The organism is Sinorhizobium chiapasense (assembly GCF_036488675.1).
Taxonomy (GTDB): domain Bacteria; phylum Pseudomonadota; class Alphaproteobacteria; order Rhizobiales; family Rhizobiaceae; genus Sinorhizobium; species Sinorhizobium chiapasense.
This window is the reverse complement of record NZ_CP133149.1, coordinates 124,818-151,398: the sequence shown is the minus strand read 5'-3', so window position 1 is coordinate 151,398 and position 26,581 is coordinate 124,818. Positions and strand designations below refer to the sequence as shown.

At 59.5% G+C, this 26,581-nt stretch carries 24 protein-coding genes and 4 pseudogenes; 12 read left to right on the top strand and 16 right to left on the bottom strand.

Going from position 1 to position 26,581, the window contains the following annotated elements; genetic code table 11:
* Positions 1-77: 77 nt before the first annotated feature.
* The 3 genes from RB548_RS21365 to RB548_RS21355 are packed head-to-tail and all read left to right on the top strand — an operon-like array spanning position 78 to position 5,537.
* Positions 78-839 (top strand): ImuA family protein, encoded by a 762-nt coding sequence (locus tag RB548_RS21365; protein ID WP_331375117.1) that lies wholly within the window; start codon positions 78-80, stop codon positions 837-839.
* Positions 760-2,274: a Y-family DNA polymerase gene (locus RB548_RS21360; RefSeq protein ID WP_331375116.1), complete on the top strand. Its 1,515-nt coding sequence runs from the start codon at positions 760-762 to the stop codon at positions 2,272-2,274. The genes RB548_RS21365 and RB548_RS21360 overlap by 80 nt, the downstream gene beginning before the upstream one ends.
* Positions 2,274-5,537, top strand: coding sequence for an error-prone DNA polymerase (locus RB548_RS21355; protein WP_331375210.1), 3,264 nt, complete (start codon positions 2,274-2,276; stop codon positions 5,535-5,537). The genes RB548_RS21360 and RB548_RS21355 overlap by 1 nt, the downstream gene beginning before the upstream one ends.
* Positions 5,538-6,035: 498 nt before the next feature.
* Here the strand turns inward: RB548_RS21355 and RB548_RS21350 are convergent, their stop codons facing one another.
* Positions 6,036-6,926: a LysR family transcriptional regulator gene (locus RB548_RS21350; RefSeq protein WP_331375115.1), complete on the bottom strand. Its 891-nt coding sequence runs from the start codon at positions 6,924-6,926 to the stop codon at positions 6,036-6,038.
* Between the two features lie 103 nt (positions 6,927-7,029).
* Here RB548_RS21350 and RB548_RS21345 point away from each other — a divergent pair, with 103 nt between their 5' ends.
* The 4 genes and pseudogenes from RB548_RS21345 (at position 7,030) to RB548_RS21330 (ending at position 10,524) form a co-directional block, all read left to right on the top strand.
* Entirely contained in the window at positions 7,030-8,235 is a 1,206-nt protein-coding gene (locus RB548_RS21345; RefSeq protein ID WP_331375114.1) for an MFS transporter, read from the top strand.
* A gap of 6 nt (positions 8,236-8,241) precedes the next feature.
* Positions 8,242-8,487 (top strand): annotated as a pseudogene (locus RB548_RS21340) (2-polyprenyl-6-methoxyphenol hydroxylase); the annotation flags it as partial.
* A gap of 301 nt (positions 8,488-8,788) precedes the next feature.
* Positions 8,789-9,769, top strand: a complete 981-nt coding sequence (locus tag RB548_RS21335; protein WP_331375209.1) for an alpha/beta fold hydrolase — start codon at positions 8,789-8,791, stop codon at positions 9,767-9,769.
* Between the two features lie 77 nt (positions 9,770-9,846).
* Positions 9,847-10,524, top strand: a pseudogene (locus RB548_RS21330) (gamma-glutamylcyclotransferase).
* 27 nt (positions 10,525-10,551) lie between these two features.
* Here RB548_RS21330 and RB548_RS21325 read toward each other — a convergent pair.
* Positions 10,552-11,451 carry a LysR family transcriptional regulator gene (locus tag RB548_RS21325; protein ID WP_331375113.1) on the bottom strand — a complete coding sequence of 300 codons (900 nt, stop codon included), beginning with the start codon at positions 11,449-11,451 and terminating at the stop codon, positions 10,552-10,554.
* 120 nt (positions 11,452-11,571) lie between these two features.
* Here RB548_RS21325 and RB548_RS21320 point away from each other — a divergent pair, with 120 nt between their 5' ends.
* Positions 11,572-12,504: a VOC family protein gene (locus RB548_RS21320; RefSeq protein ID WP_331375112.1), complete on the top strand. Its 933-nt coding sequence runs from the start codon at positions 11,572-11,574 to the stop codon at positions 12,502-12,504.
* Positions 12,505-12,783: 279 nt separating this feature from the next.
* Positions 12,784-13,047: a type II toxin-antitoxin system ParD family antitoxin gene (locus RB548_RS21315; RefSeq protein WP_331375111.1), complete on the top strand. Its 264-nt coding sequence runs from the start codon at positions 12,784-12,786 to the stop codon at positions 13,045-13,047.
* Positions 13,048-13,212: 165 nt separating this feature from the next.
* On the opposite strand, the gene RB548_RS21310 is transcribed toward RB548_RS21315, so the two are convergent.
* Entirely contained in the window at positions 13,213-13,635 is a 423-nt protein-coding gene (locus RB548_RS21310) for an SRPBCC family protein (protein ID WP_331375110.1), read from the bottom strand.
* A 12-nt stretch (positions 13,636-13,647) separates the two neighbouring features.
* Positions 13,648-14,484, bottom strand: a pseudogene (locus RB548_RS21305) (aldo/keto reductase); the annotation flags it as partial.
* Positions 14,485-14,555: 71 nt separating this feature from the next.
* Here RB548_RS21305 and RB548_RS21300 point away from each other — a divergent pair.
* Positions 14,556-14,984 carry a LysR substrate-binding domain-containing protein gene (locus RB548_RS21300; RefSeq protein ID WP_331375107.1) on the top strand — a complete coding sequence of 143 codons (429 nt, stop codon included), beginning with the start codon at positions 14,556-14,558 and terminating at the stop codon, positions 14,982-14,984.
* 37 nt (positions 14,985-15,021) lie between these two features.
* Here RB548_RS21300 and RB548_RS21295 read toward each other — a convergent pair whose 3' ends face one another.
* On the bottom strand, positions 15,022-15,420 hold the full coding sequence (locus RB548_RS21295; protein ID WP_331375106.1) for a DUF1622 domain-containing protein: 399 nt from the start codon (positions 15,418-15,420) through the stop codon (positions 15,022-15,024).
* Positions 15,421-15,482: 62 nt separating this feature from the next.
* Complete coding sequence (locus RB548_RS21290; RefSeq protein WP_331375105.1) at positions 15,483-15,686, bottom strand: YoaK family protein; 204 nt, start codon at positions 15,684-15,686, stop codon at positions 15,483-15,485.
* Here RB548_RS21290 and RB548_RS21285 point away from each other — a divergent pair.
* On the top strand, positions 15,679-15,822 hold the full coding sequence (locus RB548_RS21285) for a hypothetical protein (protein WP_331375104.1): 144 nt from the start codon (positions 15,679-15,681) through the stop codon (positions 15,820-15,822). The genes RB548_RS21290 and RB548_RS21285 overlap by 8 nt on opposite strands.
* 166 nt (positions 15,823-15,988) lie before the next feature.
* On the opposite strand, the gene RB548_RS21280 is transcribed toward RB548_RS21285, so the two are convergent.
* The 10 genes and pseudogenes from RB548_RS21280 to RB548_RS21235 all read right to left on the bottom strand — a co-directional run.
* Positions 15,989-17,188, bottom strand: coding sequence for a patatin-like phospholipase family protein (locus tag RB548_RS21280; RefSeq protein ID WP_331375103.1), 1,200 nt, complete (start codon positions 17,186-17,188; stop codon positions 15,989-15,991).
* A 107-nt stretch (positions 17,189-17,295) separates the two neighbouring features.
* Entirely contained in the window at positions 17,296-18,459 is a 1,164-nt protein-coding gene (locus tag RB548_RS21275; RefSeq protein WP_331375102.1) for a low temperature requirement protein A, read from the bottom strand.
* A gap of 56 nt (positions 18,460-18,515) precedes the next feature.
* Positions 18,516-19,190 (bottom strand): YoaK family protein, encoded by a 675-nt coding sequence (locus RB548_RS21270; RefSeq protein ID WP_331375101.1) that lies wholly within the window; start codon positions 19,188-19,190, stop codon positions 18,516-18,518.
* A 208-nt stretch (positions 19,191-19,398) separates the two neighbouring features.
* The gene (locus tag RB548_RS21265; RefSeq protein WP_331375100.1) at positions 19,399-20,091 is read right to left on the bottom strand and encodes a hydrolase; all 693 of its coding nucleotides are present in this window, start codon (positions 20,089-20,091) and stop codon (positions 19,399-19,401) included.
* Between the two features lie 331 nt (positions 20,092-20,422).
* Positions 20,423-20,629 (bottom strand): hypothetical protein, encoded by a 207-nt coding sequence (locus RB548_RS21260; RefSeq protein ID WP_331375099.1) that lies wholly within the window; start codon positions 20,627-20,629, stop codon positions 20,423-20,425.
* Between the two features lie 50 nt (positions 20,630-20,679).
* Positions 20,680-22,662, bottom strand: a complete 1,983-nt coding sequence (locus RB548_RS21255) for an amidohydrolase (RefSeq protein ID WP_331375098.1) — start codon at positions 22,660-22,662, stop codon at positions 20,680-20,682.
* On the bottom strand, positions 22,662-22,946 hold the full coding sequence (locus tag RB548_RS21250; protein ID WP_331375097.1) for a XapX domain-containing protein: 285 nt from the start codon (positions 22,944-22,946) through the stop codon (positions 22,662-22,664). Before RB548_RS21250 ends, RB548_RS21255 begins: the two co-directional genes overlap by 1 nt.
* 66 nt (positions 22,947-23,012) lie before the next feature.
* Positions 23,013-23,702 (bottom strand): hydrolase, encoded by a 690-nt coding sequence (locus tag RB548_RS21245; protein WP_331375096.1) that lies wholly within the window; start codon positions 23,700-23,702, stop codon positions 23,013-23,015.
* A gap of 525 nt (positions 23,703-24,227) precedes the next feature.
* On the bottom strand, positions 24,228-25,133 hold the full coding sequence (locus tag RB548_RS21240) for an AraC family transcriptional regulator (protein WP_331375095.1): 906 nt from the start codon (positions 25,131-25,133) through the stop codon (positions 24,228-24,230).
* Between the two features lie 72 nt (positions 25,134-25,205).
* Positions 25,206-25,627: pseudogene (locus RB548_RS21235) on the bottom strand (alcohol dehydrogenase catalytic domain-containing protein); the annotation flags it as partial.
* Positions 25,628-26,257: 630 nt separating this feature from the next.
* On the opposite strand from RB548_RS21235, the gene RB548_RS21230 reads away from it, so the two are divergent.
* Positions 26,258-26,479: a hypothetical protein gene (locus tag RB548_RS21230; protein ID WP_331375094.1), complete on the top strand. Its 222-nt coding sequence runs from the start codon at positions 26,258-26,260 to the stop codon at positions 26,477-26,479.
* Positions 26,480-26,581: the final 102 nt, after the last annotated feature.

The following is a 26,581-nucleotide window of genomic DNA, read 5'->3' as shown; positions in this document are numbered from 1 at the left end:
CTCATTTGCGCTTTGAGAACAAATACAGAACATAATTCTACTTCTCAAGCCGAAAACGGGTTGCCGTAAAGGAGATCATGACCGCAGCCGCCGCCATTTCAAACCCCGTACTCGACGAGTTGCGCGAGAAAATCGCCAGCCTGGAAGGGGCAGGCTCACGCAATCGCAGCGTTCTACCGTTCGGGGTCAGCGAGATAGACGCGCAGCTGCCGGGAGGTGGCCTCGCCTATGGCGCGCTGCACGAAGTGGCCGGTGGTGGAAACGGCGCCATCGACGGGGCGGCCGCGGCACTCTTCATCGGCGGCATCGCTGCCCGTACCACCGGCAAGGTCGTCTGGTGCCTGACCCGATTTGATCTGTTCTTTCCCGCCCTTGCCCAGGTCGGGCTTCATCCTGATCGCGTCACCTTCGTCGAGTGCGACAAGGAAGAGACGGTGCTCGCAAGCTTCGAGGAGGCCTTGCGTTATGGCGGCCTTGGCGCCGTCGTTGCCGAGCTGGTGCGCCTGCCGATGACGGCATCGCGCCGTCTGCAGCTTGCGGCGGAAAAGTCGGGAACATTGGGCCTGGTGATCCGCCGGTGGCGTCGGCAGACGGAAGCATCAGACTTCGGCATGCCGACGGCCGCGGCAACCCGCTGGCGGATCTCGGTGCTGCCATCCGAGCCGCTTCCCGTGCCGGGTGTCGGGCGGGCGCGGTGGCTGGCGGAGCTGATGCGGCTCCGGGCAGGAGAGGGAGGCGAATTCATCATCGGAGCATGCGATGGCCAGGGTCGTATCTGTCTTTCTTCCGACACTGCCTACCGACCGGATCAGGCGGGCCGATCCGTCGCTATCGGTTGAAACGCCGCTGGTGGTGATTGCCAGGAGCGGCTCAAAGCGATGGATTGCGGCGACCGATCGGGCAGCTCTCAAACTCGGGCTTCGTGTCGGAATGCCGGCTGCCAAGGCGCAGGCGCTGTTCCAGGGCCTCATTATGATCGATGCCGATCCGGCGGCGGACCTCGCAGCACTAGAACGGCTGACGCTCTGGGCCTTGTCGCAATACTCCCCCGTCGTCGCCATGGATCCTCCTGATGGCATCGTCATGGACACCGAGGGCGCCGATCACCTTCAAGGTGGCGAGGAGCTTATGCTCTCGGGTCTTATCAATCGCTTCCGCGGCCGAGGTCTCGCTGCCGATGCCGCGATCGCCGATACGTGGGGTGCCGCGCATGCGCTTGCCCGCACCACGGATCGCGAGACGGTTATCATTCCGCGCGGCGAGACAGCCAAGGCCGTGAACCATCTGCCGCTGTCGTCGTTGCGCTTGTCGGCCGAGATCGTTGCAAGCCTCCGCACCCTCGGCTTCGCAACCATCGGCGATCTCGCCGCCACGCCACGGGCGCCGCTGACGCTCCGCTTCGGCCCGGAGGTCGGGCGGCGTCTCGACCAGATGTACGGCCGCGTCGCCGAGCCGATCGATCCGATCCGGCCGGCGGACCTCGTCGAGGTGAACAAGTCCTTTGCCGAACCGATCGGCGCACAGGAGACCGTCGAGAAATACGTCAGCCGCCTGGTGCGGCAGCTCTGTCTGGAGCTCGAGAATCGCGGGCTTGGCGTGCGGCGCGCCGACCTCATCGTCCACCGGATCGACAATACCATCCAGGCATTGAGGGCCGGGACCGCCAAGCCGGTTCGCGACATCGCCTGGCTAGCGAAACTGTTCAGGGATCGGATCGAGAAGATCGAGCCCGGCTTCGGCATCGAGAAGCTCAGCCTGGCGGCCACTCTCGCCGAGCCGCTTGTCGAAACACAGTCGGCGTCATGCCTGATCGAAGAACAGGTGACGGATGTGACTCCGCTTATCGATGTGCTTGGCAATCGCGGCGGCCAGCGGATTTTTCGCGTTGCGCCAGTCGCAAGCGATGTCCCTGAGCGCAGTGTCCAGCGGATCGCGCCGACGGCCGACGAGGACGGCGCCACCTGGCCGCTCCATTGGCCGAGGCCGCCGCGGCTTCTGGCGCGTCCGGAACCGATAGAAGTGATTGCCCTTTTGCCGGATCATCCGCCGGTCTCGTTCACCTGGCGCGGCAAGCGCCGGCGGGTGAGGCGCGCCGACGGTCCGGAGCGGATCTTTGGCGAATGGTGGAAACGCAGCTCAGAATGGATCGCTGTCCGCGACTATTTCGTGGTCGAGGATGATACCGGCGAACGTTTCTGGATTTTCCGAGCCGGCGACGGCGTCGATGCGGAAACAGGATCGCATAAGTGGTTCATGCACGGGATGTTTGCGTGATGCGCTACGCCGAACTCCAGGTCACCACGCATTTCTCGTTCCTCCGGGGCGCAAGCTCGGCAGAGGAATTGTTCGCCACCGCAAAGCTCTTGGGCATCGAGGCGCTCGGCGTTGTTGACCGCAATAGCCTGGCCGGCATCGTCCGGGCGCTGGAGGCGTCGCGCGCCACCGGCCTGCGGCTCGTTGTCGGTTGCCGGCTCGATCTGCAGGATGGCATGTCGATCCTCGTCTATCCGACCGATCGCGCCGCCTATTCACGGCTGACACGGCTTTTGACCTTGGGCAAGAGCCGCGGAGGGAAAGCAAATTGCATCCTGCATCTTGATGATGTCGTACTGTATAGCGAGGGCCTGATCGCCGTTCTTGTGCCGGATATGCCGGACGACACCTGCGCCGTGCAACTCAGGAAGATGGCGGAAATCTTTGGTGACCGCGCCTATGTCTCGCTCTGCCTGCGCCGGCGCCCCAATGATGAATTGCGCCTGCACGAGCTGTCGAACCTAGCGGTGAAGCACCGGGCAAAGACCGTGGTCACCAATGACGTGCTGTTTCATGAGCCCGGCCGCCGGCAGCTGCAGGACGTCGTCACCTGCATCCGCACCGGGACCACGATCGACGATGTCGGCTTTGAGCGCGAGCGGCACGCCGACCGTTATCTGAAGCCGCCGGAAGAAATGGCACGTCTCTTCCCCCGCTACCCGGAAGCGCACAAGCGCACGATGGAGATCGTCGAGCGCTGCACGTTCTCGCTCGAGGAGCTCGTTTATCAATATCCCGAAGAAGCGCTGATCCCGGGCATGACAGCACAGCAGTCGCTGGAGCATTACACCTGGGAGGGCGTCAAGACGCGGTATCCCGAAGGGCTGCCGGCGCATGTCGAAAAGACGATCCGACACGAACTGGCGCTGATCGAGACGATGAGATACGCCCCCTACTTCCTGACGGTGTTCTCCATCGTCCGTTATGCCCGGTCACAAGGCATTCTCTGTCAGGGCAGGGGATCGGCGGCCAATTCCGCCGTGTGCTATGTGCTCGGCATCACTTCGATCGATCCCGACACCAACGATCTGCTCTTCGAGCGCTTCGTCTCCCAGGAGCGCGACGAGCCGCCTGACATCGATGTCGATTTCGAACATGAGCGGCGCGAGGAGGTTATCCAGTGGATCTACAAGACCTACGGCCACGACAAGGCGGCACTCTGCTCGACCGTCACCCGCTATCGGGCCAAGGGCGCCATTCGCGATGTCGGCAAGGCGCTTGGTCTACCGGAGGACCTGATCAAAACGCTCTCCTCCGGCATCTGGTCCTGGTCGGAGACCGTCGGCGAGCGGCAGGTGCGTGAAATCGGCCTCAATCCGGACGACCGGCGTCTTGCTTTGACTCTAAAACTTGCCCAGCAGCTGATGGGTGCGCCGCGCCATCTCGGTCAGCATCCCGGTGGTTTCGTGCTCACCCACGACAGGCTCGATGATCTGGTGCCGATCGAGCCGGCAACCATGGCCGACCGTCAGGTGATCGAATGGGATAAGGATGACATCGAGGCGCTGAAGATGATGAAGGTCGACGTGCTGGCGCTCGGCATGCTGACCTGCATGGCCAAGTCATTCGCGCTGATCGGAGAGCACAAGCATCAGGATCTCGACCTTGCCACCATCCCCCAGGAGGATCCGGCGACCTACGCAATGATCCGCAAGGCCGATACGCTCGGCACCTTCCAGATCGAATCCCGCGCCCAGATGTCGATGCTGCCGCGCATGAAGCCGCGGACCTTCTACGACCTCGTCATCCAGGTGGCGATCGTCCGTCCCGGCCCGATCCAGGGCGATATGGTCCATCCCTATCTGCGTCGGCGCGAAGGCAAGGAGCCCGTGGAGTACCCGACCCCGGAGCTGGAGGCGGTCCTCCACAAGACACTGGGGGTGCCACTGTTCCAGGAGTCGGCCATGAAGGTGGCGATGGTCTGTGCCGGGTTCACGGGCGGGGAAGCCGACCAGCTCCGGAAATCCATGGCGACCTTCAAGTTCACCGGCGGCGTTTCCAAGTTCAAGGACAAGCTCGTCTCCGGCATGATCGGGAACGGCTATTCGCCGGACTTCGCCGAAAAGACATTCTCTCAGCTGGAAGGTTTTGGCTCCTATGGCTTTCCCGAGAGCCATGCCGCTTCCTTCGCGCTGATCGCCTATGCCTCCAACTACGTGAAATGCCATTTCCCCGACGTCTTCTGCGTGGCGCTTCTCAACTCGCAGCCGATGGGGTTCTATGCTCCCGCGCAGATCGTCACAGACGCCAGGAAGCATGGTGTGGAGGTCCGCCCGATCTGCATCAACCGTTCGCGCTGGGACTGCACGCTCGAGCCGATCGAAGGCGCCGACCGGCATGCGGTGCGGCTTGGGATGCGGCTGGTGCGCGGATTGGCGAGTGCCGACGCGGCGCGCATCGTCGTCGCGCGTGCCGACGAATCCTTCGCATCGGTGGACGACATGTGGCGACGGTCCGGGGTGCCGGTCGCATCGCTGGTCGAGCTTGCCGAAGCCGATGCCTTCCTGCCGTCATTGCGGCTCGAACGACGCGATGCGCTCTGGGCGATCAAGGCGCTGCGCGACGAGCCGCTACCTCTGTTCACGGCCGCGGCGGAACGCGATGCGCGGGCGATTGCCGAGCAGCAGGAGCCGGAAGTCGAACTGCGGCAGATGACCGATGGCCATAACGTCGTCGAGGACTACAGTCATACCGGCCTGACACTCCGGCAGCACCCGTTGAGGTTCTTGCGGGACGACCTCTTCAAGCGGCGGATCGTCACCTGTGCCGAGGCGATGACGGCGCGCGATGGGCAATGGTTGATGGCGGCCGGCCTAGTGTTGGTGCGCCAGCGCCCGGGCTCGGCAAAGGGCGTAATGTTCATCACCATCGAGGACGAGACCGGCGTCGCCAATGTCGTCGTCTGGCCGAAGCTTTTCGAGCGATCGCGCCGGGTGGTGCTCGGCGCCAGCATGATGGCGATCAACGGCAGGATCCAGCGCGAAGGGGAGGTGGTTCACCTCGTCGCCCAGCAGCTCTTCGATCTTTCGGCCGACCTGTCGAGCCTCGCCGATCGCGACGGCGCATTCCATCCGCCGAGCGGCCGCGGCGATGAATTCGCCCATGGCTCTCCTGGGAGCCCAGATTCGCGCGAAAAAGCGCCTTCGGGCTTTCGGGCAAGAGATCTGTTCACGCCGGAACTTCATATCGATACCCTGAAGATCAAGAGCCGGATTTTTCAGTGATGCACGAGGCAGAGGAGTGGGTCTGCAGTTCCAATCCCTTCAGATCATTGTTGTGAGCCTGAGGCAAAGAGTGCGGTTTCGGCAGTGAAGCTGGGTGAGTGAGTAAAAGGATTGCTCAATGCTGCAATGCAGCATAGGCTCTATTAAATCATGCGAAGTGATTTATTGTCGTTGTTGTCGAATGCAGCAACTCCTCCCGCTGCGTAGGCACCGATCGGTTCATCTCCTCCCGGAGCCGATCAAATTCCCAAGGCCCCGTGCCATCCTCCCGGCTCGGGGCCTTTTTTAATCCTCGGCTGTCGCCCAAGCAGCGTTGGTAAAGCTGAGCAGCCGCTTCGCCTCGCTGGAGTGCCGCGGTCGAACGGAATGCCGATTCCCCTAAACTCGGTACGCGCCGCAGCTAACAGTATAATCAAGTCTCGCCTGGCTGACGCACCGAGGTCCGCTTTCGAGACATGCTAATGCTTCAGATCGGGTTCGAGGCGCGGTCGTGATTCTCTAACCGATGGATGGCTCAGTTCTCAGAACGTCCCGCAAGGCGGAGACGAAAACACGGACCTTGGGAAGGACGTTTCGGGTCGTCGGATAGACGGCCCAAATCCCGATTTCCTCAGGAGTGGCGTCATCGAGGACAACGCGCTGTAGCCGCCCCGAAACTAGATCATCAGCGATCGCCCATTCGGAAAGCAGGGAAATTCCGGCGCCTGCTAAACAGGCGGATTGACAACCCGCGATGCTACTGGAGGAAAACCGCGAACCGACGCGAACGTGGTTTTCAGAGCCTCCGGAAATGAAGGTCCAGTGTGTGACCCCGGTCATCGGGAGACAATCATGATGAGCAAGATCAGCGATGCTGCGCGGCACGCCGCGCTCATCCAAATAGCGTGGGGAAGCCACAAGCGTTCGGGGGTTATCGGTCAGCTTCTGTGCGATCAAGCTGCTATCTTTGAGACGCGCGATGCGAATGGCCAGATCAGTTCCGGTGGCGGTCAGATCAGGAAGGCGATCGTTCATGTCCAGCGCAATCTGCAATTCCGGATTTTCCGCCAGGATGGTCGGAATCAACGGCGCGACGATCTTCATCCCAAAGGCGATCGGCACGGAAACGCGAAGCAGGCCCGCAGCACCCAAGGTGTCGGCACGAACCTGAGCGCGGCCCTGATGCTCATTCTCGATAATGGCTTCCGCGAAGGGAAGGAAAGCTTCACCTTCTGGTGTGAGCGACAGCGACCGTGTGGTTCGGTGAAGCAATCGCACGCCAAGGCTATTCTCCAGCGATGCAAGACGACGCGTTGCCGCCATCGGCATTAAGCCAAGGCGCCTCCCCGCCTCGGATATGCTGCCAGAGGACACGGCACCTACGAAAACCTCAATGTCGTCGGTATTCATTATAACAGAATTCGATAAACAGGCTTAACATCAATCAATACTAAAACGAATGGCGATGCAAAGCTACATCTATTGCGATCTCATAGTTTGAAGGGCCAAGGAAATGACAATCGCAACCGTGAATGCAAAAACGCATGCGGGACTGAGTAGGGTGGGTTTGCTCGCAATGGCTGCCGCCAGCGGCATATCTGTGGCAAACATCTATTACAATCAACCGATGCTTGGTATCATCGAGGCTGACTTTCAGGGACAGTCTGCAACCGGGCTGGTGCCTACCGCCACCCAGCTTGGTTACGCATTGGGTCTCTTTCTTCTGCTGCCCCTCGGTGATCTCGCCCATCGCCGCAAGCTGATCATTGGACAGTTTGTGATATTGGCGATCGCTCTGTCGTTGGCGGCGATGTCTTCATCTGCTTGGATGCTCGTCGTTAGCTCCCTTCTCGTCGGAGCAAGTTCAACTGTCGCGCAACAAATCGTTCCGTTCGCCGCGTCGCTTGCTCCAACTGAAAAGCGCGGAGCGACGATTGGGACGGTGATGGCGGGCATTCTGTCGGGCATTTTGTTCAGCCGGACCCTGTCGGGCTTCGTCGGTGAGCACGCAGGTTGGCGGGAGATGTTTTGGATTGGCATGCCAATGGCTTTAGCTGCTGCCGCGATGATGTTCGCGATCCTTCCGGATCATGCCCCTACATCCCGTATGCAATACCACAACGCCATTAAATCGCTGCGATACCTTTGGAAGCATGAGCCATCGTTGCGTACGGCAACCTTGGTACAGGCCGCCCTGTTCGCGTCGTTCACCGCATTTTGGACCATTCTCGCTTTGTATCTGCAGGGCCCAAATTTCGGACTTGGTGCGGATGTCGCCGGTCTCTTCGGTATCGTTGGAGCAGTTGGTGTGTTTGCCGCACCCGTAGCTGGACGCATTGCCGACAAACGCGGACCACATTTTGTTGTCTGGCTTGGTGCTGCCTTGACCGTGGGGTCCTGGATCATTTTCGGAGCGTGGGATTCGATCGTGGCTCTTGTCATCGGCGTCATCGTGCTCGACTCTGGTATCCAGAGCGCGTTGGTTTCCAACCAGCACATCATCTATGCGCTCAATCCTGAAGCACGTAGCCGTTTGAACACGATGTTCATGACCGGCATGTTCCTTGGCGGGGCAGGCGGGTCGGCAATCGCCTCCATCGCATGGCAGAACGGCGCGTGGCTTGGTGTCAGCCTTGTAGGTGGTGTTCTGCCGCTTTTGGCCCTTGGGGTGAAGGCCTTTGGAAAGTCAGCGAGCCCAACCGCCAACAAAGCCAGATAGGATCGATTGGATAAGACCGTGAAAGTTGGAATCGTCGGAGGATCGCTTGCTCAGTTGTTCTCCGCCATACTTCTCCAAATGGACGGCCACGATGTCAGTGTTTACGAGCGCTCCGCCCCGGCCTTACCGGGCGGGGCGCTGGCCTCGTTGGCCAGAGTGACCTCTTCAAGGTATTCCGATCGATTGGATGCGAGCACGTCGCGAGGACCGGGGGCCGTGGCGAAAAAACACACCTACTTTAAGGCAAGCGGTTCGCGGACCATTGGCCGCGTGCTGGTGGACACGGATCGACAAGCTGTCGATCATCTGGGTATTACTTGTCATAAGCCTCTGATCCTGCCTCGAGAATACGTGCCCAGGTGCCCACGCCAGTTCGTATCAGGATTATGAGTGCACGAGTGATTTCACCCGTTGGTCATTTATTGCAGAACGCGCAATAACATCGGAACTATTAACACAATTGTTGTTGCCAGGCTCTCGCGACATTGTGCCCGCATCAGACGAACACTTGTGTCGCATGAGACCTGAAATGACTGCATCGCAGGACCGCGAGATGACCACGAATTTTCTTTCCATGACGCGCCGCCGCGCACTGCTCTCGGCAGCTGCTACCGTAACCACTATGGCTCTTCCAACCTCTTTCAGCTTCGCAGCCGCGGCTGCTTCCACCACCGAAACAAACGAAGGAAACAAGACAATGGGCACTATCACCACAAAGGACGGCGTGGATATCTTCTACAAGGACTGGGGCCCGAAGGATGCCCAGCCTATCATGTTCCATCACGGCTGGCCGCTGTCCTCGGACGACTGGGACGCCCAGATGCTGTTCTTCCTGTCGAAGGGCTACCGCGTTATTGCCCATGACCGCCGTGGTCATGGCCGCTCGGCCCAGGTTGCTGACGGTCACGACATGGACCACTACGCAGCCGACGCCTTTGCCGTCGTCGAGGCGCTTGACCTGAAGAATGCCGTTCATATCGGCCACTCCACCGGCGGCGGCGAGGTTGCCCGCTATGTGGCGAAACATGGCCAGCCTGCCGGACGGGTTGCCAAGGCCGTGCTTGTTTCGGCAGTCCCGCCGCTGATGCTGAAGACCGAGGCCAATCCGGAAGGCCTGCCGATCGAGGTGTTCGACGGCTTCCGGTCGGCACTTGCCGCCAATCGCGCCCAGTTCTTCCGCGATGTTCCGGCTGGCCCGTTTTACGGCTTCAACCGCGAGGGTGCGACGGTTCAGGAAGGCGTGATCCAGAACTGGTGGCGTCAGGGCATGATGGGCGGCGCGAAGGCGCATTATGACGGCATCAAGGCTTTTTCCGAGACGGACCAGACCGAAGATCTGAAGGCGATCACGGTTCCGACGCTTGTGCTGCATGGCGAGGACGACCAGATCGTGCCGATCGCGGACTCGGCGCTGAAGTCGGCGAAGCTTTTGAAGAACGGCTCGCTCAAGACCTATCGTGGCTTTTCGCACGGCATGCTGACCGTCAATGCCGATGTCCTGAATGCCGACCTGCTTGCCTTCGTCCAGGCCTGACGCGAGATGCCAGGGCCCCGGTGCAAATCGGGGGCCCTGGCACTCCAACGCCTGTTCACCCGCGGAATGAGACCATGATGCTGCTGACGCCCAAGCTGGTTGCTCTGACCTTGAGAACTGTCCGCGATGACGGCCTCGAGCCGGGCTGGACGCCGCTATCGGAAACGGAGCTGGATGGCCTCGTCGAGCAGATCGAACGTGAAACGGGTGACGATACGATCGGGGTGTTCGCCTATGGCTCGCTGATCTGGAACCCCGTATTCGAACCGGCAGGCCGCGAGCTCGCGACCGCCTATGGATGGCATCGGTCATTTTCCCTGAAGATCGAACGCTGGCGAGCGACAAAGCGCGCAACCCGGACTGATGATGGCACTTGAACGTGGTGGGCGTTGTGATGGCGTCGTGCTGCAGATATCGCCCGATCGGCGGCGTGAGGATCTTAGGGCGCTTGTTGCGCGCGGGATCAAGTATCGGGAAGTAAAGGACATAGTCCGGTGGGTGTCCATCAGAACTCCGCTTGGTGTCGGTCGAGCCCTGACGTTCTGGACAAGCACAAGACGATTTGGGCTGACGAAGCCACTGCCGGCGAGCAGACTGCATTACTTATTGCGCATGCCTGCGGTGAAGGTGGATCCTGCGCCGAGTATTTACGCAACACGATCATCGATCTTCAGACCGAAGAAATCCAAGACCGCAACCTTTGGCGGCTGCAGGCACTCGTCGCTTCAGAAATAAGCCGGGTTCACAGCGCTTGACGCATTTGCCTTGGCGACGGCGTTGCCTCAGTCGAGCATCACCATCTGCGCCGCCACCTGCTCTTCGAAGAATTTCGAGAATGAGCCTATGCGGGGTGGCAATGCCTGATAGGGTGGATAATAGAGCGTCAGCCACAGATCCGGCGGCGCCCAACCTTTGAAGACATGCACGAGGCGTCCGGTCTCCAGATGTTCGGAGATGTGGAAGTTGGGCAGCATCGCGACGCCTGCGCCATCGGCCGCCATGTCCGCCAAGACCTCCCCGTTGTTGGCGCTGAAGGCGCGGCCCGCCGAGATCGTCATGCTAGAACCGCCGTCTGAAAGAACCCAGTTTTCCCGCCGGCTCTCGCCGCTATAGGCAAGGCAGTCATCGGGCGTCAGTTCGTTCGGATGCTGCATGTCGACGAACCGGCTGCCCGGTGCGGCCACCAGGATGCGCGGTACCACGCGGATCTTGCGCCAGATGGTGAACTTGTCCGATGGCTGGGACGAGATGCGGATCGCCAGATCGTAGTCGTCATCGACGATGTTCACGAGGCCGTCGGATAGCGAGATCTCGAAGCTCATCTTCGGATAGAGCTCCCGGAAGCCGGAAAGAATCGGCGGCAGTACCGCCTTGCCGAACCAGGTCGGCGCGCTGATCCTGAGCCGCCCCTGATCCGCCTTGTGGGCGTTCATCACGTCACGCCGGGCATCTTCGAGTGTCTTGACCGCCGGCTGGATCTGCGCGGCGAAAATCGCTCCGTCGGTTGTCAGCGAAACCTGCCTTGTGGTGCGCACGAAGAGTTGTACGCCGAGTTCGGCCTCCAGCGCGGCGATGGCGCGGGTCACTGCGGCCGGCGTCATGTCGAGTTCGCGGGCGACCTGGGCGAAGTTTCGTTTCTCGGCAGCCAACAGGAAGGTTCGGAGGGCTTTGTAGTCGTTCATCTCGATTGTTTCGAAAAGAGCAATTCAATCGAAACAAATATTGCAATTCCTCTGAATTATCAATCAGCCTAAACCTCTCTCCATACAGAAACGTCAACGCCGAGACAGAGAGGCACCGACATGATCAAGGATATCAAGGGACTGCACCACGTTACCTCCATGGCGTCGGATGCAAGGCAGAACAACCGCTTCTTCACCGAGACGCTGGGCCTTCGTCGCGTCAAGCAGACCGTCAACTTCGACGATCCGAGCGTCTATCATCTGTATTATGGTGACGAGAATGGCTCGGCCGGCACGGTCATGACCTATTTCCCATTCCCGCATATGATGCTTGGCCGTCCTGGCGTCGGCGAAGTCGGCGAAACGCAGTTCTCCGTGCCGGAGGGCTCTCTCAAGTTCTGGAGCGATCGCTTTTCAGCACAGGGCGTCGATGGGCTCGAAACAGACAAGGTCTTCGGCGCCAATCGGCTTCGCTTCATGGGACCCGACGGTGACAGTCTTGCCCTGATAGAAACTGCCGACGACAAACGTGCGCCGTGGCTCGCGGACGGTATTCCCAATGACGCGGCGATCCGAGGCTTCGCCGGCGCGCGCTTTAGCCTGCATGATACCGGTGCCACAAAAGAACTGTTGGGTTTCATGGGCTATCAGCGCGCCGAAGTCGAAGGTGATGTCACCCGGTTCATCATCCCCGGTGGCAACGGCGCAGACACGATCGACCTCGCGTCGCTCCCGAATACGTCGTTTGCGCGGCAGGGTGCTGGCTCCGTGCATCATATCGCCTTCGCCGTTGACAACCGCGAAAAGCAACTGGAAGTCCGCAAGGCATTGATGGACACCGGGTATCAGGTGACGCCGGTTATCGACCGAGATTATTTCTGGGCGATCTATTTCCGCACGCCGGGTGGTGTGCTGTTCGAGGTTGCCACGAACGAACCCGGCTTCAACCGTGACGAGGACACGGCGCACCTCGGAGAAGCGCTCAAGCTGCCAATCCGATATGAGGCCTTCCGCGATCAGATACAGGCCAATCTCGAGCCCCTTGCCGCGTAACGTTTCAGGAAAGGCTAAATGAAACCGAGATGAAACGCCGCGCTTTCGAACCAGCGCGGTGTTGCTACCTGTGAACTGCATTAAACACATTTGCGGGATTATGTAGCAAATGCCACCAACCGGACGCGCTGCAACGCTGGCAGCTTTGGACCTGAGTGCAGCCAGCGGTCGTCGTCCGCAAATGCGCCAGGAGCAGTCGTCGTAAACTAGCTGATTAGCTTGCCTGCTTATGGTATCCGACAGTCCGAGTAGCAAACTCGGTTCGGTGGAGATAAACCGATGAGTGTCAAATCGTCGATCTCGCTGACCAACCAGCAGGACGCGTTTGCCCGTTCGCTGGTGAAGAGCGGCAGGTACTCCAGCCTAAGTTCCGTTCTTCAGCAGGGCTTGGAACTCCTCCGCCAAAAGACGGAAGCTGAGACCGTCGAAACGGAAGCGCTTCGCGAATTACTCCAGCGTCGCTTGAAAGACCCGATGATTTCCACGACAGAAATGGAAAGCCGCATCGACGCAATGATTGAGCGGAAGCGGTGGTCTGTCTAACCGATGACCACTAAGGGCTGCCAGCGGACATTGGTGGCATTTGCTACATAATTCCGCACATTTGCTCAGCGCAAACAAAAACGCCCGAAGAAGTGCCTTCGGGCGTTTACGGTGCTGCGGGACTCGCACACCTATATCCACTTCGTAGATGGCCACATCAGGCGGTCAGCATTGTTTCGTCAGGTGAGATGCAAGTGCGCGCAAACCCTCTTCGTAGATTCCTCGGAACGACTCCGAGGCCTGCTCATCACTGACCCCATCTGGCGTAAACTGGCCCGACCATTCCACTCGCGCACCTTTTCCGGAAGGACCTTCGACAACACGCAGCGTCGACACGTAGGTGGTAACGGGAAACCCGGCTGTCAAAATCGAATAGCTGTAGCTCCGAGCGGCATGGTCGAACGAAAGGAGACGTTCAACGATTGTCGCTCCCTCGGGGTTGGTAAGGCTTCTGATCCGACCGCCGTCACTCAACTCAGACTTCGGGATATACGGCAGCCAGTCGGGAAGAGACCCGAATCCGCCTATCAACTGCCAGACTTCGTCTGCAGTAGCGATGAGATCGATACTTGCATGAGCGCTCGCCAATTTTGGCCTCCTTCACCGGTCAATCGGAAGTGGTGCATTTGCGGCAACCGATCCCGACTTGCGGAGATCGCGCCAGAAATCATCTGGAACTTCTGTATTGATGGCATCGAGGTCTTCTCTGATGCGTTGCTGCTTGCTCGCACCTGGAATAGCGGCAACCGCTGCCGGATGCGCCAAGGCGAACTGAAGAGCCGCGGCCTTGATAGGCATAGAATATTGATCGGCAAGGGCCTTAATCCTATCGACCTTTGCAATGATCGCTGGCGAGTATTCGGCATATTCGAAGTGAATGCCGCCGGCCAGGATCCCCGAGCTATAGGGGCCGCCAACGACGATGCCGACGCCCTTCTCCTCCGCCAACGGCATCAGCCGCTGCAAGGCCGACTCGTGGTCGAGGAGTGAATACCTTCCGGCCAGGAGCATACCATCAGGTCGAACATTGGAAAGACCGAGCGTAAGTTCGACCGGTTCAACCCGATTTACGCCTAGACCCCAGCCTTTGATAACGCCTTCGTCACGAAGTTGGTCGAGTGTTCGCATGGCTCCTTTACGCGCAATCTCGAATTGTGAAAGCCACTCGTCACCGTGGAAATCCTGCGCAATGTCGTGGATCCAGACAAAGTCGAACCGGTCGACGCCCATGCGTTTCAAGCTATCGTCTATCGAACGTTTTGTTCCATCGGCCGAGTAGTCGTAAATGATCTTGTTTGGCAGGCCGAATTCGAAAAGACCGCCCTTTTCTCCGAATTCGCGTTGTCCCGTTTCAATCTCGTCAAGGATGATACGGCCGACTTTCGTGCTCAACACGTAGTCATCGCGCTTGTGCTTGACCAATTCCTTTCCTGGACGTGGGCCTGATCTGCTAGGCACTGCCAGAGAATGCCGATGACCTCGCCGCGGAAAAGATTCTCGATGACCCGATGGTGCTTGCCGTTCCCAAAAATCACTATTTAGCAAAGGCACGACAGCTGGCGCCGGCCGATCTTGCGACGCAAGGATGGGTCGGCAACATCCATAGGGACGATGCGTTCAATCACCTTGAGTTTTCTAAAGCCTGCGGTCGGGCAGGCTTCGCTCCCGACGTGATCGCGGAGGCGCCAGAACCGCTAGCTGCCTTGGGGCTAGTAGCCGCCGGAGTGGGTGTTACGGTTGTCCAGCACAGTTTGCGTCATCAGGTACCCGAAGGAGTAGTGCTGCTCGATTTGCCGTGGTTCACCTATCGGACATCCCTATGGGTAGCATGGCACAAGGTCGCTCTCCGTCCGCTTGTCACTCATTTCAGGAATTTAGTGCGGCAGTCAAGACTCCTGGAAACGTCAGAGAATTGCGAGACGCAGGCAGTCGTCTGAGGAGTGGCGGATGAGGTGCCAGATGCTGGAAAGTCGGCTATCGGTCGCCTTGGCTGGCACCGCGCCGCGCATTCCTCGACCACGGCCACTGACCATCGATCTCGGCCTCGAGCGAGAAGCTCAGGAACGTCCGGATGAGGACGATCAACCCGAGCAGCCCAACACTTTCCCAGGTCAGGGGAGCGATGATCGTAGCAATGATGTCGGCACCAATCAGGATCTCCAGGCCGAGCAATATCCCCCGGCCGAGGTTGGCACGATACCGGTCATAGGCGTCCCGCCTTGCGCCGGTGCAGTCACTGACGTAGCCGATCGTTGCGATCACCACGCCGACCAGGATGACGCCGACGCCGAAGAATTCGAGGCCGGTCGAAATCGGCTTCAAGACCGGGGCGATTAGGCTTGCCAGTCCACTGGCTTCACTACCGATGTCCATCGAATAATTTCCTTTTGTTCAAGTGGGATGTAATCAATCTGAGTCCTCTGACGTTAGTTCGCTTAGGCGCCGGCCGTGCTGGCAAACAGGGCGACGGCTGCTGCCATCTTCGTAACCCGCGTTTTGGCCGCAGCCACTTCGTCGGCTTTCGGATCGGCCCGCACATCCGCGAGATCGAGCATGATTTGAGTAGTCGTGCCGGTCATCAGCGTCGAAGGAGGCGCCTTCGACAGATGCGCCCGGTGAAGGCCGTTCTGAATGGCCATCGCCGAAACCCAGAGCCATGCCGACGGCCAGCGTTATGGCGCCTTCTACAGCGCGAAACGGGCCATGATAGAGAGCGTAGGCTGCAACTCCGGTAAACAGGATCAGCTTCACGACCAGCATCGGCCGGATCGGTGAGCGGTTCAGGCTTTGAAGCTTCAGACAGACGAGACGCAACACGAAGACCACCATGCAAAAAACCGGAAGAGCCAGAAGCTTGGAATGTCGGCTGAGCTGCGGTCAGCGCTGCAGGCTGGAGCGCTTTACCCGTGATCCAGGCTGACGACGGCGATAGCGCCGAACATCAGTCAGGCTTGCGTCGCTCGGCCGCCTGCACCGGCGTAAGCGGAGGCTGCTTGCGCCACCGCGCAAGACGGCCCTCCTCGTGACCGGCGGCAAAAAGCTTTTGCATGTAGCTACGATCGAACTCGGATTTCGGGCGCAGTGTGAACTGATCCGGGATCGATGCGTAGTAAAGCTGACCGCGGGCGGCCGTCGTCTGAAGCTGCAATCGCATGAGATCGGAAATCGCCTGATACTTGATCAACGTTTCGATCGAACGGCGGGCGATCCCGAGCGCCGTTTCTTCGGTCTCGGCGTATTCGGGCGTCAATCGCCCGTTGCGGAGCAGATAAAGCGTTCGCGAGCGGGCATGACCAAGGTAGTGCTTCTCATATCCCGAGAGCTCGATATTGGGAGGGGCGAAGAAGACCTGCGCCACTGTCCCGCCATCGACATGCAATTCTTGCCTGGCTTGACCGTCGAGCCTCACATCGATCCGAACCGGTGGGAATACCGCAGGTATGGCCGCGGACGCCAACAGGATGTCGATCATGTGTTCTCGACGATCGGTGCGTGCGCTTGCGGCGATCGCGGACAGGTCCCAAACGACGGGGCGCTGGGCGTCAATGTTGGTGGTTTGGATCAGCAGACGGCGGCCAACGCGGTATTGCGCCGCGATTTCTTCAACCATTTTCTCGGTGAGATATCGGCCGATCAATTGCCGCAACGGCCCAATGTCATAGAGACCACGGCCCATCACACCAATCAGGCCGAGATTTCGATAGATATCGCGGTCACCATACTGCGTGAAAACTTCGCGTAATTCGTTGTCATGATCCGGACCAAGAAAAGCAAAGGGGGCGGCCAGAGCGCCGGTGCTTACCCCAGTCACGACCTCGAATTGCGGTCGATTGCCTCTCTCGGTCCAGCCCGTCAGGTATCCTGCGGCAAACGCACCGTCGGCGCCCCCGCCCGATATGGCGAGAAAGTCGACATGATTGACGGCGGTGGATGGGCGACGCCCTGATCGAACTGCGGTCCGCGTCTGTGTGTACTGTTGTGCAATGAGCGAGCGCAAACTGGGCGTGACCTCGTCTCCCCAAAAACGCGCAAGGTCCACCTGCTCGATTTGCACGGCAGAGGCCTGTTCTGCCGGAACGGAGACACGCTCGGGACCGGCGACACATGCCGTCAGCAGACCGGATGCCAAAAGGAGCGGCATGATTGCGGATCGAAATCCCGGATTGCGCTCAAAAATGGTCGCTGACAACGACATCGCCCTCTGATCCCCCATCATTATCTCCAACCTAACTTGCTGATCCCCGATTTTCAGACGCGTTCGCCGCCCTCACGCGGGCTTGCCGGATATAGTCGGCGGCGTATCGTTACGGCGACCGCCAGCAAAGCTGCGTTCAATTCCAAAGCGTGGGAGGCAAACATGCTGCTTGCGAGCACGAGCGCCGCCACCACCAGGAGAAGCCAGTGCATCGAGCCGTGTTTGGACGCCCGGTCGCGAACGAGCCAAAGGGCAATAAGGTACATCGCGATCGGTATGCAGAAGGCGAGAGCGGCAAGCTGTTGCGAAACGGTCGCGTTGCGGGCAACGCTGAGAAACACCAGAAAACCGGCGGCCGTCGCCGCTCCAGCCGCAAATAGCAGACAGTGTCCGTAGGCCCAGCTCAGAACGGTGCGAGCATTGCGGCTGAGCAGCTGTTCGTGGCGGTCGAAATATAGCCCCCACATCGAAAACGCGATGATCGAACACAGGGTCGCCCACCAGAAATGCCTGAGTTCCGGCGTCGTCGGATCCACGATGATCAAGGCGATGGCGGTAAAACACTCGCCAAGGACGATGATGTTGAAAGAGTTGTGGCGATCGATGATGTGACCATGATGCCAGTTGGCGGTCCCGCGCTCGGCCAGTAGCGGTACGGCCAGCTCGCCGGCGGCGCCGAGCGCAAAGAGCGGAAAGTAGAGCGGCTCTTCAGGGGAAACGGTGATGATCAGGGTGTTCCAGTAGACCTGCATGGCGCCGATTCCGGCCGCGTATCGCAGGGCCGTCGGGCGGGCCTGCCGATCCCCATTCGCCGCGCCGAGCCAAAGGGCGATCAGGCCCAGGCGCATGATGCTGAAACCGATGAGGACGAGCCAATGGGGTTGATCGCCAAGGCCGCTTCGGATCCCGCCGGCAAGCGTAAGCGATCCGAACATGATGACCATCGTCAACACACGGAAGACGGCCGACTTGTTGTCGTAGCCCGAGGCGAACCATGTGTAGTTCGCCCAGGCCAGCCAGGCCATAAAGAAGCTGCAGGCAAACCGGATGACGCCGGGTCCGAATTCGCCGGCCTCAATGTCCTGCGCCAGTCCATGGGCGGCGGCGCCCACTGCCACGACGGTGGCAAGATCGAACATCAGTTCGAGCGAAGTCGAGCTGCGGTTGACCTCGTCGCGATCGCGCGGGGCCAGGCTGATGGCAGCTATCGCGGACAAGGCAGGCCTCCTCTCAAAGATCGCGCTTGCCGGCGTAAAACGACGGTGGCCATCATTCAGCCCGGCTTCTTCGTGTTTTGCGGTGAATAGAAAAGGCCGACGAGGAGCAACAAGAGAGCGGGCAAGAGCATTCCCGCAACGCCCACGGTGACTTGCGCAACCGCGCCTGCGGCACATCCCAGCACAAAGCCGAGCACCAGGATGATCGACGTCAGCGACTGCCCCCACTCCTCCGGCTTCTCGGTATAGCGAATGACGCGACGGACAGCGGCGACTGCGAGGCCGGCAATGTTGCCAGTCATGAGCGAAAACGGTGGGCCGAGTCTCGGGTCGAGACGCTCGATCGCCGTCAGCATTCCCATCGCGGTGACGGCGAGAAGCGCACAGGCGGACACCGGCCCGGCATCGAATATTGCCAGAAGGGCGGATGTCGCGAACGCGACTGCGGCGATGATGAGCGTCCAGAATGTCGCGCGCTCAAGAGGCTTGATCCAGGCGACCATGATCGCCGCCAATCCTGCGCCAACCATGAAGAGGGGGAACGACATGATCTGGAGACCGCGCAAGCCACCTTTCTCATGCCCAACCAGACCCAGTCCGAGGAGCACGACATTGCCAGTGACCAGCCCGACGAAAAGTCCGCCTAAGTGAATGAAGAAGAGTGCGTCGGCGAACCCGGAAATGAAGGCCAGTGCCAGCGAGTTGCTTTTCCCACGAAGTATAGTCAGCATTGTATGCCGCTCCCCTTAGTTGATTGCGCGCCTTGGCAACACGAATATCGATTGCAGCGACAACGTAACGGTCGATGCTGGTGTCGCCTGGCCTAGCCTGGCGTGAAGCGAGCGCTGATCCGCTGTGCGCCCTTGAGAACGAGTCTTGACGCGACAATGAGGATCCCTTGGTCTGTCTGGGCGACAGGCCCAGGGATCCGGTGATCCCTTACTTCGCCGGGTTCGGGCCGATGCGCTTGCCGTGATGGACACGCTCCTCGCCGCCATGGACCATCGTCACGGCATAGTCGATGCCCATGCCATAGGCGCCGGAATGCTCCTTCACCAGAGACGTGACGGCATTGTAGGTTTCCTTGCGGGCCCAGTCGCGCTGCCATTCGAGCAGAACCTGCTGCCAGGTGACCGGGATGACGCCGGCCTGGACCATGCGGTCCATAGCGTATTTGTGCGCATCGACCGAGGTGCCGCCCGAGGCGTCGGCGACCATGTAGATTTCGTATTCCGGCACATCATGGAGGGCGGAGAGCGCGAAGGTGGTGTTGCAGACTTCGGTCCACAGCCCGGAGACGACGATTTTCTTGCGGCCGTTGGCGGCATTCTTGGCCAGCGCATCGCGGACGTTCTGGTCGTCCCAGGAGTTCATCGAGGTGCGCTCGAGAATGTCGTTTTCCGGGAAGACGGCGAGCAGTTCAGGATAGGTATGGCCGGAGAAGGACATGGTCTCGACGGTGGTGATGGTCGTTGGAATGTTGAAGACCTTTGCGGCCTTGGCGAGACCGACGACGTTGTTCTTCAGCACCTGGCGATCGATCGACTGGACGCCGAAGGCCATCTGCGGCTGCTGGTCGATGAAGATAAGCTGGCTGTTCTGCGGGGTCAGGACTTCGAGTTTGCTGGACATGGGGTCTCCGTTCTTTGAGTTGGTTGGGAAGCAGGGGGGTGGTCCCTAGTCTTCGCCGGCCTGTAGTGAACTTGTAGCGGGGCGGATTGCGCCGATGAAGTGCAATAACTATTTCGACTGAATTGCGATTTTTACAACAATCGAAATGAGTGACCCCGCAGCAAGGTCTTTCGTGAGTAAAGCGTCCGACAACGCACAGGGAACGGGTCGGACGCCGTGCGGGACCTGAAAAGTGCCTGGCGTTCAGATGAACGCCAGGCACTCTAGCGCTTTGATTTCAGAGCGTCTTTCCGCTTCCACAGCACCCGCTGAAAGCGGACGCCCTGGTTCATCATCGGATCCCCCGCCACTTGAAGTTGTTGAACGCAGTCCGGGCTACGCCCTTGTAATAGGCGCCGCGCTTCGGCGCCGGATGATTCACAACCAGCTTTGCCCAGGAGGGGCGGGGCTTGCCCTTTGATGAGACGCGATCATCGCCGAGTGCGGCCGACGAAGCGATCAGGATGGAGACTGCCGCGATCGCGGCAGTTCTGGTCATGTTTTTCATTCCTGGTTCCTTTGGGAAAGTTGTGACTGACGACCTTGCCTTCACACGGCCCAGCATGAGCAGCCGAGTGCGCCGAAGAAGCCCTTGAGATCGGCGATCGGCAACTTCGACGTCCAGGCGCCGGCATGGTCGTGGCCGTGCACGCCGCAATTGTTGGCGCAGCCGCACGAGGTGATTGCCGTGTGCCGGAGTGAGTTCTTGCCGGCACCTTCCGGTTCGCCCCAGGCGGCATAACCGCCGAAGGTCCGGACCGGCGACCAGTCCGGCATGGCTGGAGGAACGTCGTTTTCATCCAGTGCCCTGAAGTCGCCGGCACTATAGACGATCTTGCCGCCGACCATGGTTAGGTCCGACGTTAGGAAGGAGATCTCGTCCTCGGCGCAGGCGAAGAAATCCTTGTTTGGCACGATCAAATCGGCAAACTGGCCCTTCTCGATGCGGCCCTTTTTACCCTCCTCGTTGGAGAACCATGTGACCTTTTCCGTCCACATTCTGAGCGCCGTCTCGCGGTCGAGGCAATTGGCGCGGGGATAAAGCTGCATGCCGCCGACCGTCTTGCCGGTAATCATCCACGAGAGCGAGACCCAGGGATTGTAGGAGGCGACACGGGTTGCATCCGTGCCGGCGGAAACGTTGACACCCTTTTCAAGCATTCGGGCGATCGGCGGCGTTGCCTCGGCAACGCCGTGACCGTAGCGCTCGACGAAATATTCGCCCTGATAGGCCATACGGTGCTGGGTGGCGATGCCACCGCCCAGCGCCGCGATCCGGTCGATCGAGCGGTCGGAGATCGTCTCGGCATGGTCGAAGAACCAATTCAGCCCTTCGAGCGGGATATCCTTGTCGACCTTCTCGAACACGTCGAGAGCCCGGGAGATCGTCTCGTCGTAGGTGGCGTGCAGGCGCCAGGGCCAGCGGTTTTCGGCAAGAACGCGGACGACCTCTTCCAGTTCGCCTTCCATCTCCGGCGCCATCTCCGGACGCGGCTGGCGGAAATCCTCGAAATCGGCAGCGGAGAACACCAACATCTCGCCCGCACCGTTATGCCGGAAATAATCGTTGCCCTGTTTGTATTTGACTGAGGACGTCCACTTCAGGAAGTCATCCTTCTCCTGCTGCGGCTTCTGGGTGAAGAGATTGTAGGCGAGCCGCACCGTCATCTTGCCGTCGTCGGCGAGCTTCTGGATGACCTCGTAATCGTCGGGATAGTTCTGGAAGCCACCGCCGGCATCGATGACGCCGGTGACACCCAGCCGATTAAGCTCGCGCATGAAATGCCGGGTCGAGTTGACCTGATAGTCGAGCGGCAACTTCGGGCCCTTGGCGAGCGTCGAGTAGAGAATGCCGGCGTTCGGCTTGGCCAGCAGCAGGCCGGTCGGGTTGCCACTGGCGTCGCGGGTGATCTCGCCGCCCGGCGGGTTCGGTGTATCCTTGGTGTAGCCGACGGCCCGCAGTGCGGCGGCATTGAGCAGCGCCCGGTCGTAGAGATGCAGCAGGAAGACCGGCGTATCGGGGGCGACGGCATTGATCTCTTCGATCGTCGGTAGGCGCTTTTCGGCGAACTGGTGCTCGGTAAAGCCGCCCACGACACGCACCCATTGCGGCGCCGGCGTGATTGCCACCTGGCGCTTCAGCATGCCCATGGCATCGGCGAGCGAGCGTACGCCATCCCAGCGCAGTTCCATGTTGTAGTTCAATCCGCCGCGCACGACGTGGGTGTGGTTGTCGATCAGGCCCGGCAGGACGCGCTTGCCCTTCAGGTCGACGATCTTCGTGTCGGGACCGGCCAGCGCCATGATCTCGCCATCGGTGCCAACATCCAGAAACATACCATCCTTGATGGCGATCGCCGTAGCGTTGGGATTGACGCGGTCAAGCGTTGTAACGCGGCCACTATGGAGGATCAAGTCGGGGTGCATGGTGTCTGCTCCAGTCTGGTGGGGATCGGCGGCATTGGCCGGAGAGAAGAGGTGCGAAAATGCCAGGCTAGATGCCCCGCCGAGAAAGGTTCGACGCGTGGTCATCAGCCCCGCTCCTCTTGCGTTTGTGCCCGATGAGCAATCTCGACGGAATCTCCCCCCTTCGGCATATGACCAAACACGTGGGGCTTGACCTGGTTGAGCCAGGAAATCGCCGCCGGCTCCTTACTCCAAAGCGATTTCGCAAGCGGAATGATTTGTTCGCCGACCAGAATGCCAAGCAGACCGACCAGTGCAACGACCGGTGGTGCGGGTGAGCGGACGTTCAGAAGACTGTAGACAATGCCTACGAGAAGACCCGCGCCAAGAGACAGAAGATAGACTTTCATGGAAACCATCCTTGATGGGCATAAGGCCGCTCCGATAACGGGCTATCGGAGCGGCATGATTAAATCTTACTTTGCCGGGTTCGGGCCGATGCGCTTGCCGTGAGTGACGCGCTCCGGGGCCTTGTGGACGTGGGTATAGGCATAGTCGATACCCATGCCGTAAGCGCCCGAATGCTCCTTCACCAGGGTCGTGACGGCATCATAGGTCTCGCGGCGAGCCCAATCGCGCTGCCATTCCAGCAGTACCTGCTGCCAGGTTACCGGGATCACGCCGGCTTGAACCATGCGGTCCATCGCATATTTGTGAGCATCGGAAGACGTGCCACCGGATGCATCTGCGACCATATAAATCTCGTAATCCGGCACATCGCGAAGAGCCGAAAGGGCGAAGGTCGTGTTGCAGACTTCGGTCCAAAGGCCAGCTACAACGATCTTCTTGCGGCCGGTCGCGGCGTTTTTCGCCAGCGCATCGCGGACGTTCTGATCGTCCCAGGAATTCATCGAGCTGCGCTCGAGAATGTCGTTCTCCGGATAAACCGCCAGAAGCTCCGGGAACGTGTTGCCGGAGAAGCTTTCCGTCTCGACGGTCGTGATCGTGGTCGGAATCCCAAAGATCTTGGCGGCCTTGGCGAGACCCACGACGTTGTTCTTTAACGTCTGGCGGTCAATCGACTGGACGCCGAAAGCCATCTGCGGCTGCTGGTCGATGAAGATGAGCTGGCTGTTTGCCGGGGTCAGAACTTCGAGCTTGGACATGGTAGCTTCCTCTTTGGTGGTGTCGATCGCGGATGCGGCCGAATTCGAACTGATATTCTCTTGCTGGCAGGGTGTCGGCTGGAGCCTAAAGGGTCGAGAGTGTGCGGAGGCCCTTGCCGATCGCGCCACTTTCGCTCCTCTTGGCTACTGAAAGGAAATCTAAGCCTCTCATTTCGGGGCGTATATTGCAATTTTAATTCTGATTATATTGCAGAAATCGCAACAATCATGACCTTATGAACCTCTATGGTGCTAGCATCAGGTGTCGTACCGAAGCTTCAAACTTCGCCAAGGATTGTTCAAAGCGATGTTCACGTCTTGCTTAAAAGTCCGCTGTTTTGGCGCATAAACTATTTTTTTGAAGTCGCCGGAATTTCAGGCGGTAAAGGACTGCGAAGTGGCGCCAGTCAGATTTTGAAAACGTGATGCCGCAAGTGCGATGAATGTTGGTGGCTGGATCCATGCGATAGTCTGGCGGCAAGTCGATCAAGCACATGCGCCGATGCACTTGGCTGTCTGGCGTCATCACAGGTTGCGTCGTACCGCCCCTGGTGTGATCCCAACAGCGCTAGTAAACACACGAGTGAAGTGGCTTTGGTCAGCGAAGCCGCAGGAAATCGCAACATGGGAGAGTGGTTCATCGGAGGTAAGCAGCAGCATTCGCGCGCGTGCCACGCGCTCTTTGAGCAACCATTGATACGGCGTCATACCCGTACTTTCTCGAAAGGATTGAATGAAATATCCGCGCGATAGATTGCACGCGCGCGCGACCTCCATAATTGCGATATTTCCATCCAAATTTTCTAGGAGAAGTTCTTTAGCGAGCCTCTCGTGAGATCGTGATAGTCCCTTCGGACGCATAGACAGCGTTGATCTCGTCCCTCCATAGCGCTGTGCGATGTGAGCGCCGATGGCTGTTGTCAGCTGATCCACAAACAGGTTTGTAGCTTGAGCCGGCTTCTTGATTGCTGGCGCAAGTGCCCGCACTAGATTTGCCAATATTCGATCGGACGAACCGACCCGCGTTGCGAGCGACGTTACGCGACCAAGATCGGCATCTTCGGCGATGCGAGCTAAAGCCTCCACCGTGAACTCCAGAAGTATGAAATCGAAAGGTCCAATCAGGTCGGCCTTGTAGGGGTCTGCAAGGTTGCGGATGTATATTGAATCTCGTTTGAAGAAATGCGTCGTGGAGCTGTGCTCATGGAAAATCCGCCGCGAGTGACCGGGTAGCATAGCCACTCCAACAACAAAGCCGCGATCGCGTCCTGGGGTTGCAATCTGTTTTATAGCGGTTTCGCATGTTGCCTTCCTGAAAACGGAGACATTCGCGGCGAAATAAGCCAGATCCTTGTCGAGCCAATCGGACCTACAGCCGAACTTGTCTACTTTCGAGGGCGAAACTTCAGATACGTCAACACTCTGTCCCAACACGTTCTTCTTCCTTGATCTCCAGTTTCATCTTGGCGCTGAGCAGACGGTTCACGGGTAACCGGCCATCGCATGGCGCACAGTCTGGCCGCGATAGTTCCGCCGGGTGGCGGCGCCAAGAAGCGAGCCTTTGGCATTGGCAACGGCGCCAGGTTCGCATAGGGCGGGTCTGCCTTCCGTGCAGGGCCGGCTATGTCCGCAGCTCGGCATGAAGACCATCACCACATGGTCGCCGGGCTGGAGATCGCCCACACCGTCTCCCAGCGCCTCGACAACGCCTGCCGCTTCATGCCCTAGTGCCATCGGCATCGGATGGGGCCCGTCGCCGTTGATGACGGACAGATCGGAATGGCAGAGGCCGGCGGCAAGGATGCGGACGAGGACTTCGCCGGGACCGGCGGAGAAAGCTCTATTTCCCCGATCCCAAGCGGCTCGTTGGTGGCGTACGGGCGAGACACATTCATTTGTCGCAACACTGCTGCTTTGACCTGCATTGGTCCCTCCATGCATGGAACTGGTTCATGAATACATCCCATCGGTGGCAGGGATAATATGCGTAACCGCATCAACTGTTATGAATTCAATTCACCAATCTCAGGCGCGCCGAGCCTCGACCACACGATCCTTAGGACCCGCAACGAATCCACCTAATCAGTAGCTTTCGATAGGAAGCGCCGAACTTACTGGCGAGCCGCGCAGCGGGTCGCCACAGTTTTGGCAACGCGGTTGGCTATCCGAGGACGTGGTCAACGGCGATGCGAGACTGCTTCGGGGTGAGGAGGCCGCTGGCGCATTCCGGGATCATGAAGACGAGGAGCGCAGTTTCACGAAAGGCTTCACGTGGATTGGTGCGATCAGCCGTACATCATGGCCGGGACTTTGAGCGAGCTGACCCCAGAAGTGAGTGGTGGTACAGGCTTCTATCGCCATGACGCAAGGTGGCTGCTCACTCAGAAACTGCTGTAATCGCGCCCGCGGAAGGAGCCGTTGAATAGAACCGCACCGGCGCCATCCGTTGCGCAGACCTGAAGGTCCGCTTGCGAGGTCGATCGCAACGATATGCCTGCAGTCGTCTGCCTTTCCCTCGTGAGCGCCACACGGCGCCGAGCAGGCATCATACGTCGATGCCGGCCGAAGGGGGCATCTCCGCCATCAGTGATCGAGAAAATTCAGCGATCTTGAAAGGTTCTGGGTTTCGTGTAACTGCGGCATCACAGACCGAACGTATTCACGTCGCATCCTTCTGGGTCACACTCGATCACTCCGAGAAACAGGCCCAATTCACGCACGGCCATGCGAACGGCGACGCGATCGCGCAGGCGACCGCTGCCGCGCTTCGTCTGTGAAAAGAAAAGCCGGATCCGCGGCTCGTATGAGCCGAACATGCGTGCCGGAATTCTCGTCGGCACCCCCCAACCCGCAGGACCAAGATTCGCAAAACTGTCAGC

Bases quoted from the DNA above. Each gene is read 5' to 3' on its own strand.
- RB548_RS21365 (WP_331375117.1), top strand. From the start codon at position 78: ATGACCGCAGCCGCCGCCATTTCAAACCCCGTACTCGACGAGTTGCGC.
- RB548_RS21360 (WP_331375116.1), top strand. From the start codon at position 760: ATGGCCAGGGTCGTATCTGTCTTTCTTCCGACACTGCCTACCGACCGG.
- RB548_RS21355 (WP_331375210.1), top strand. From the start codon at position 2,274: ATGCGCTACGCCGAACTCCAGGTCACCACGCATTTCTCGTTCCTCCGG.
- RB548_RS21350 (WP_331375115.1), bottom strand. From the start codon at position 6,926: ATGAATACCGACGACATTGAGGTTTTCGTAGGTGCCGTGTCCTCTGGC.
- RB548_RS21345 (WP_331375114.1), top strand. From the start codon at position 7,030: ATGACAATCGCAACCGTGAATGCAAAAACGCATGCGGGACTGAGTAGG.
- RB548_RS21335 (WP_331375209.1), top strand. From the start codon at position 8,789: ATGACCACGAATTTTCTTTCCATGACGCGCCGCCGCGCACTGCTCTCG.
- RB548_RS21325 (WP_331375113.1), bottom strand. From the start codon at position 11,451: ATGAACGACTACAAAGCCCTCCGAACCTTCCTGTTGGCTGCCGAGAAA.
- RB548_RS21320 (WP_331375112.1), top strand. From the start codon at position 11,572: ATGATCAAGGATATCAAGGGACTGCACCACGTTACCTCCATGGCGTCG.
- RB548_RS21315 (WP_331375111.1), top strand. From the start codon at position 12,784: ATGAGTGTCAAATCGTCGATCTCGCTGACCAACCAGCAGGACGCGTTT.
- RB548_RS21300 (WP_331375107.1), top strand. From the start codon at position 14,556: ATGGTGCTTGCCGTTCCCAAAAATCACTATTTAGCAAAGGCACGACAG.
- RB548_RS21295 (WP_331375106.1), bottom strand. From the start codon at position 15,420: ATGGACATCGGTAGTGAAGCCAGTGGACTGGCAAGCCTAATCGCCCCG.
- RB548_RS21285 (WP_331375104.1), top strand. From the start codon at position 15,679: ATGGCCATCGCCGAAACCCAGAGCCATGCCGACGGCCAGCGTTATGGC.
- RB548_RS21290 (WP_331375105.1), bottom strand. From the start codon at position 15,686: ATGGCCATTCAGAACGGCCTTCACCGGGCGCATCTGTCGAAGGCGCCT.
- RB548_RS21280 (WP_331375103.1), bottom strand. From the start codon at position 17,188: ATGCCGCTCCTTTTGGCATCCGGTCTGCTGACGGCATGTGTCGCCGGT.
- RB548_RS21270 (WP_331375101.1), bottom strand. From the start codon at position 19,190: ATGCTGACTATACTTCGTGGGAAAAGCAACTCGCTGGCACTGGCCTTC.
- RB548_RS21265 (WP_331375100.1), bottom strand. From the start codon at position 20,091: ATGTCCAGCAAACTCGAAGTCCTGACCCCGCAGAACAGCCAGCTTATC.
- RB548_RS21260 (WP_331375099.1), bottom strand. From the start codon at position 20,629: ATGACCAGAACTGCCGCGATCGCGGCAGTCTCCATCCTGATCGCTTCG.
- RB548_RS21255 (WP_331375098.1), bottom strand. From the start codon at position 22,662: ATGACCACGCGTCGAACCTTTCTCGGCGGGGCATCTAGCCTGGCATTT.
- RB548_RS21250 (WP_331375097.1), bottom strand. From the start codon at position 22,946: ATGAAAGTCTATCTTCTGTCTCTTGGCGCGGGTCTTCTCGTAGGCATT.
- RB548_RS21245 (WP_331375096.1), bottom strand. From the start codon at position 23,702: ATGTCCAAGCTCGAAGTTCTGACCCCGGCAAACAGCCAGCTCATCTTC.
- RB548_RS21230 (WP_331375094.1), top strand. From the start codon at position 26,258: ATGCCGGCCGAAGGGGGCATCTCCGCCATCAGTGATCGAGAAAATTCA.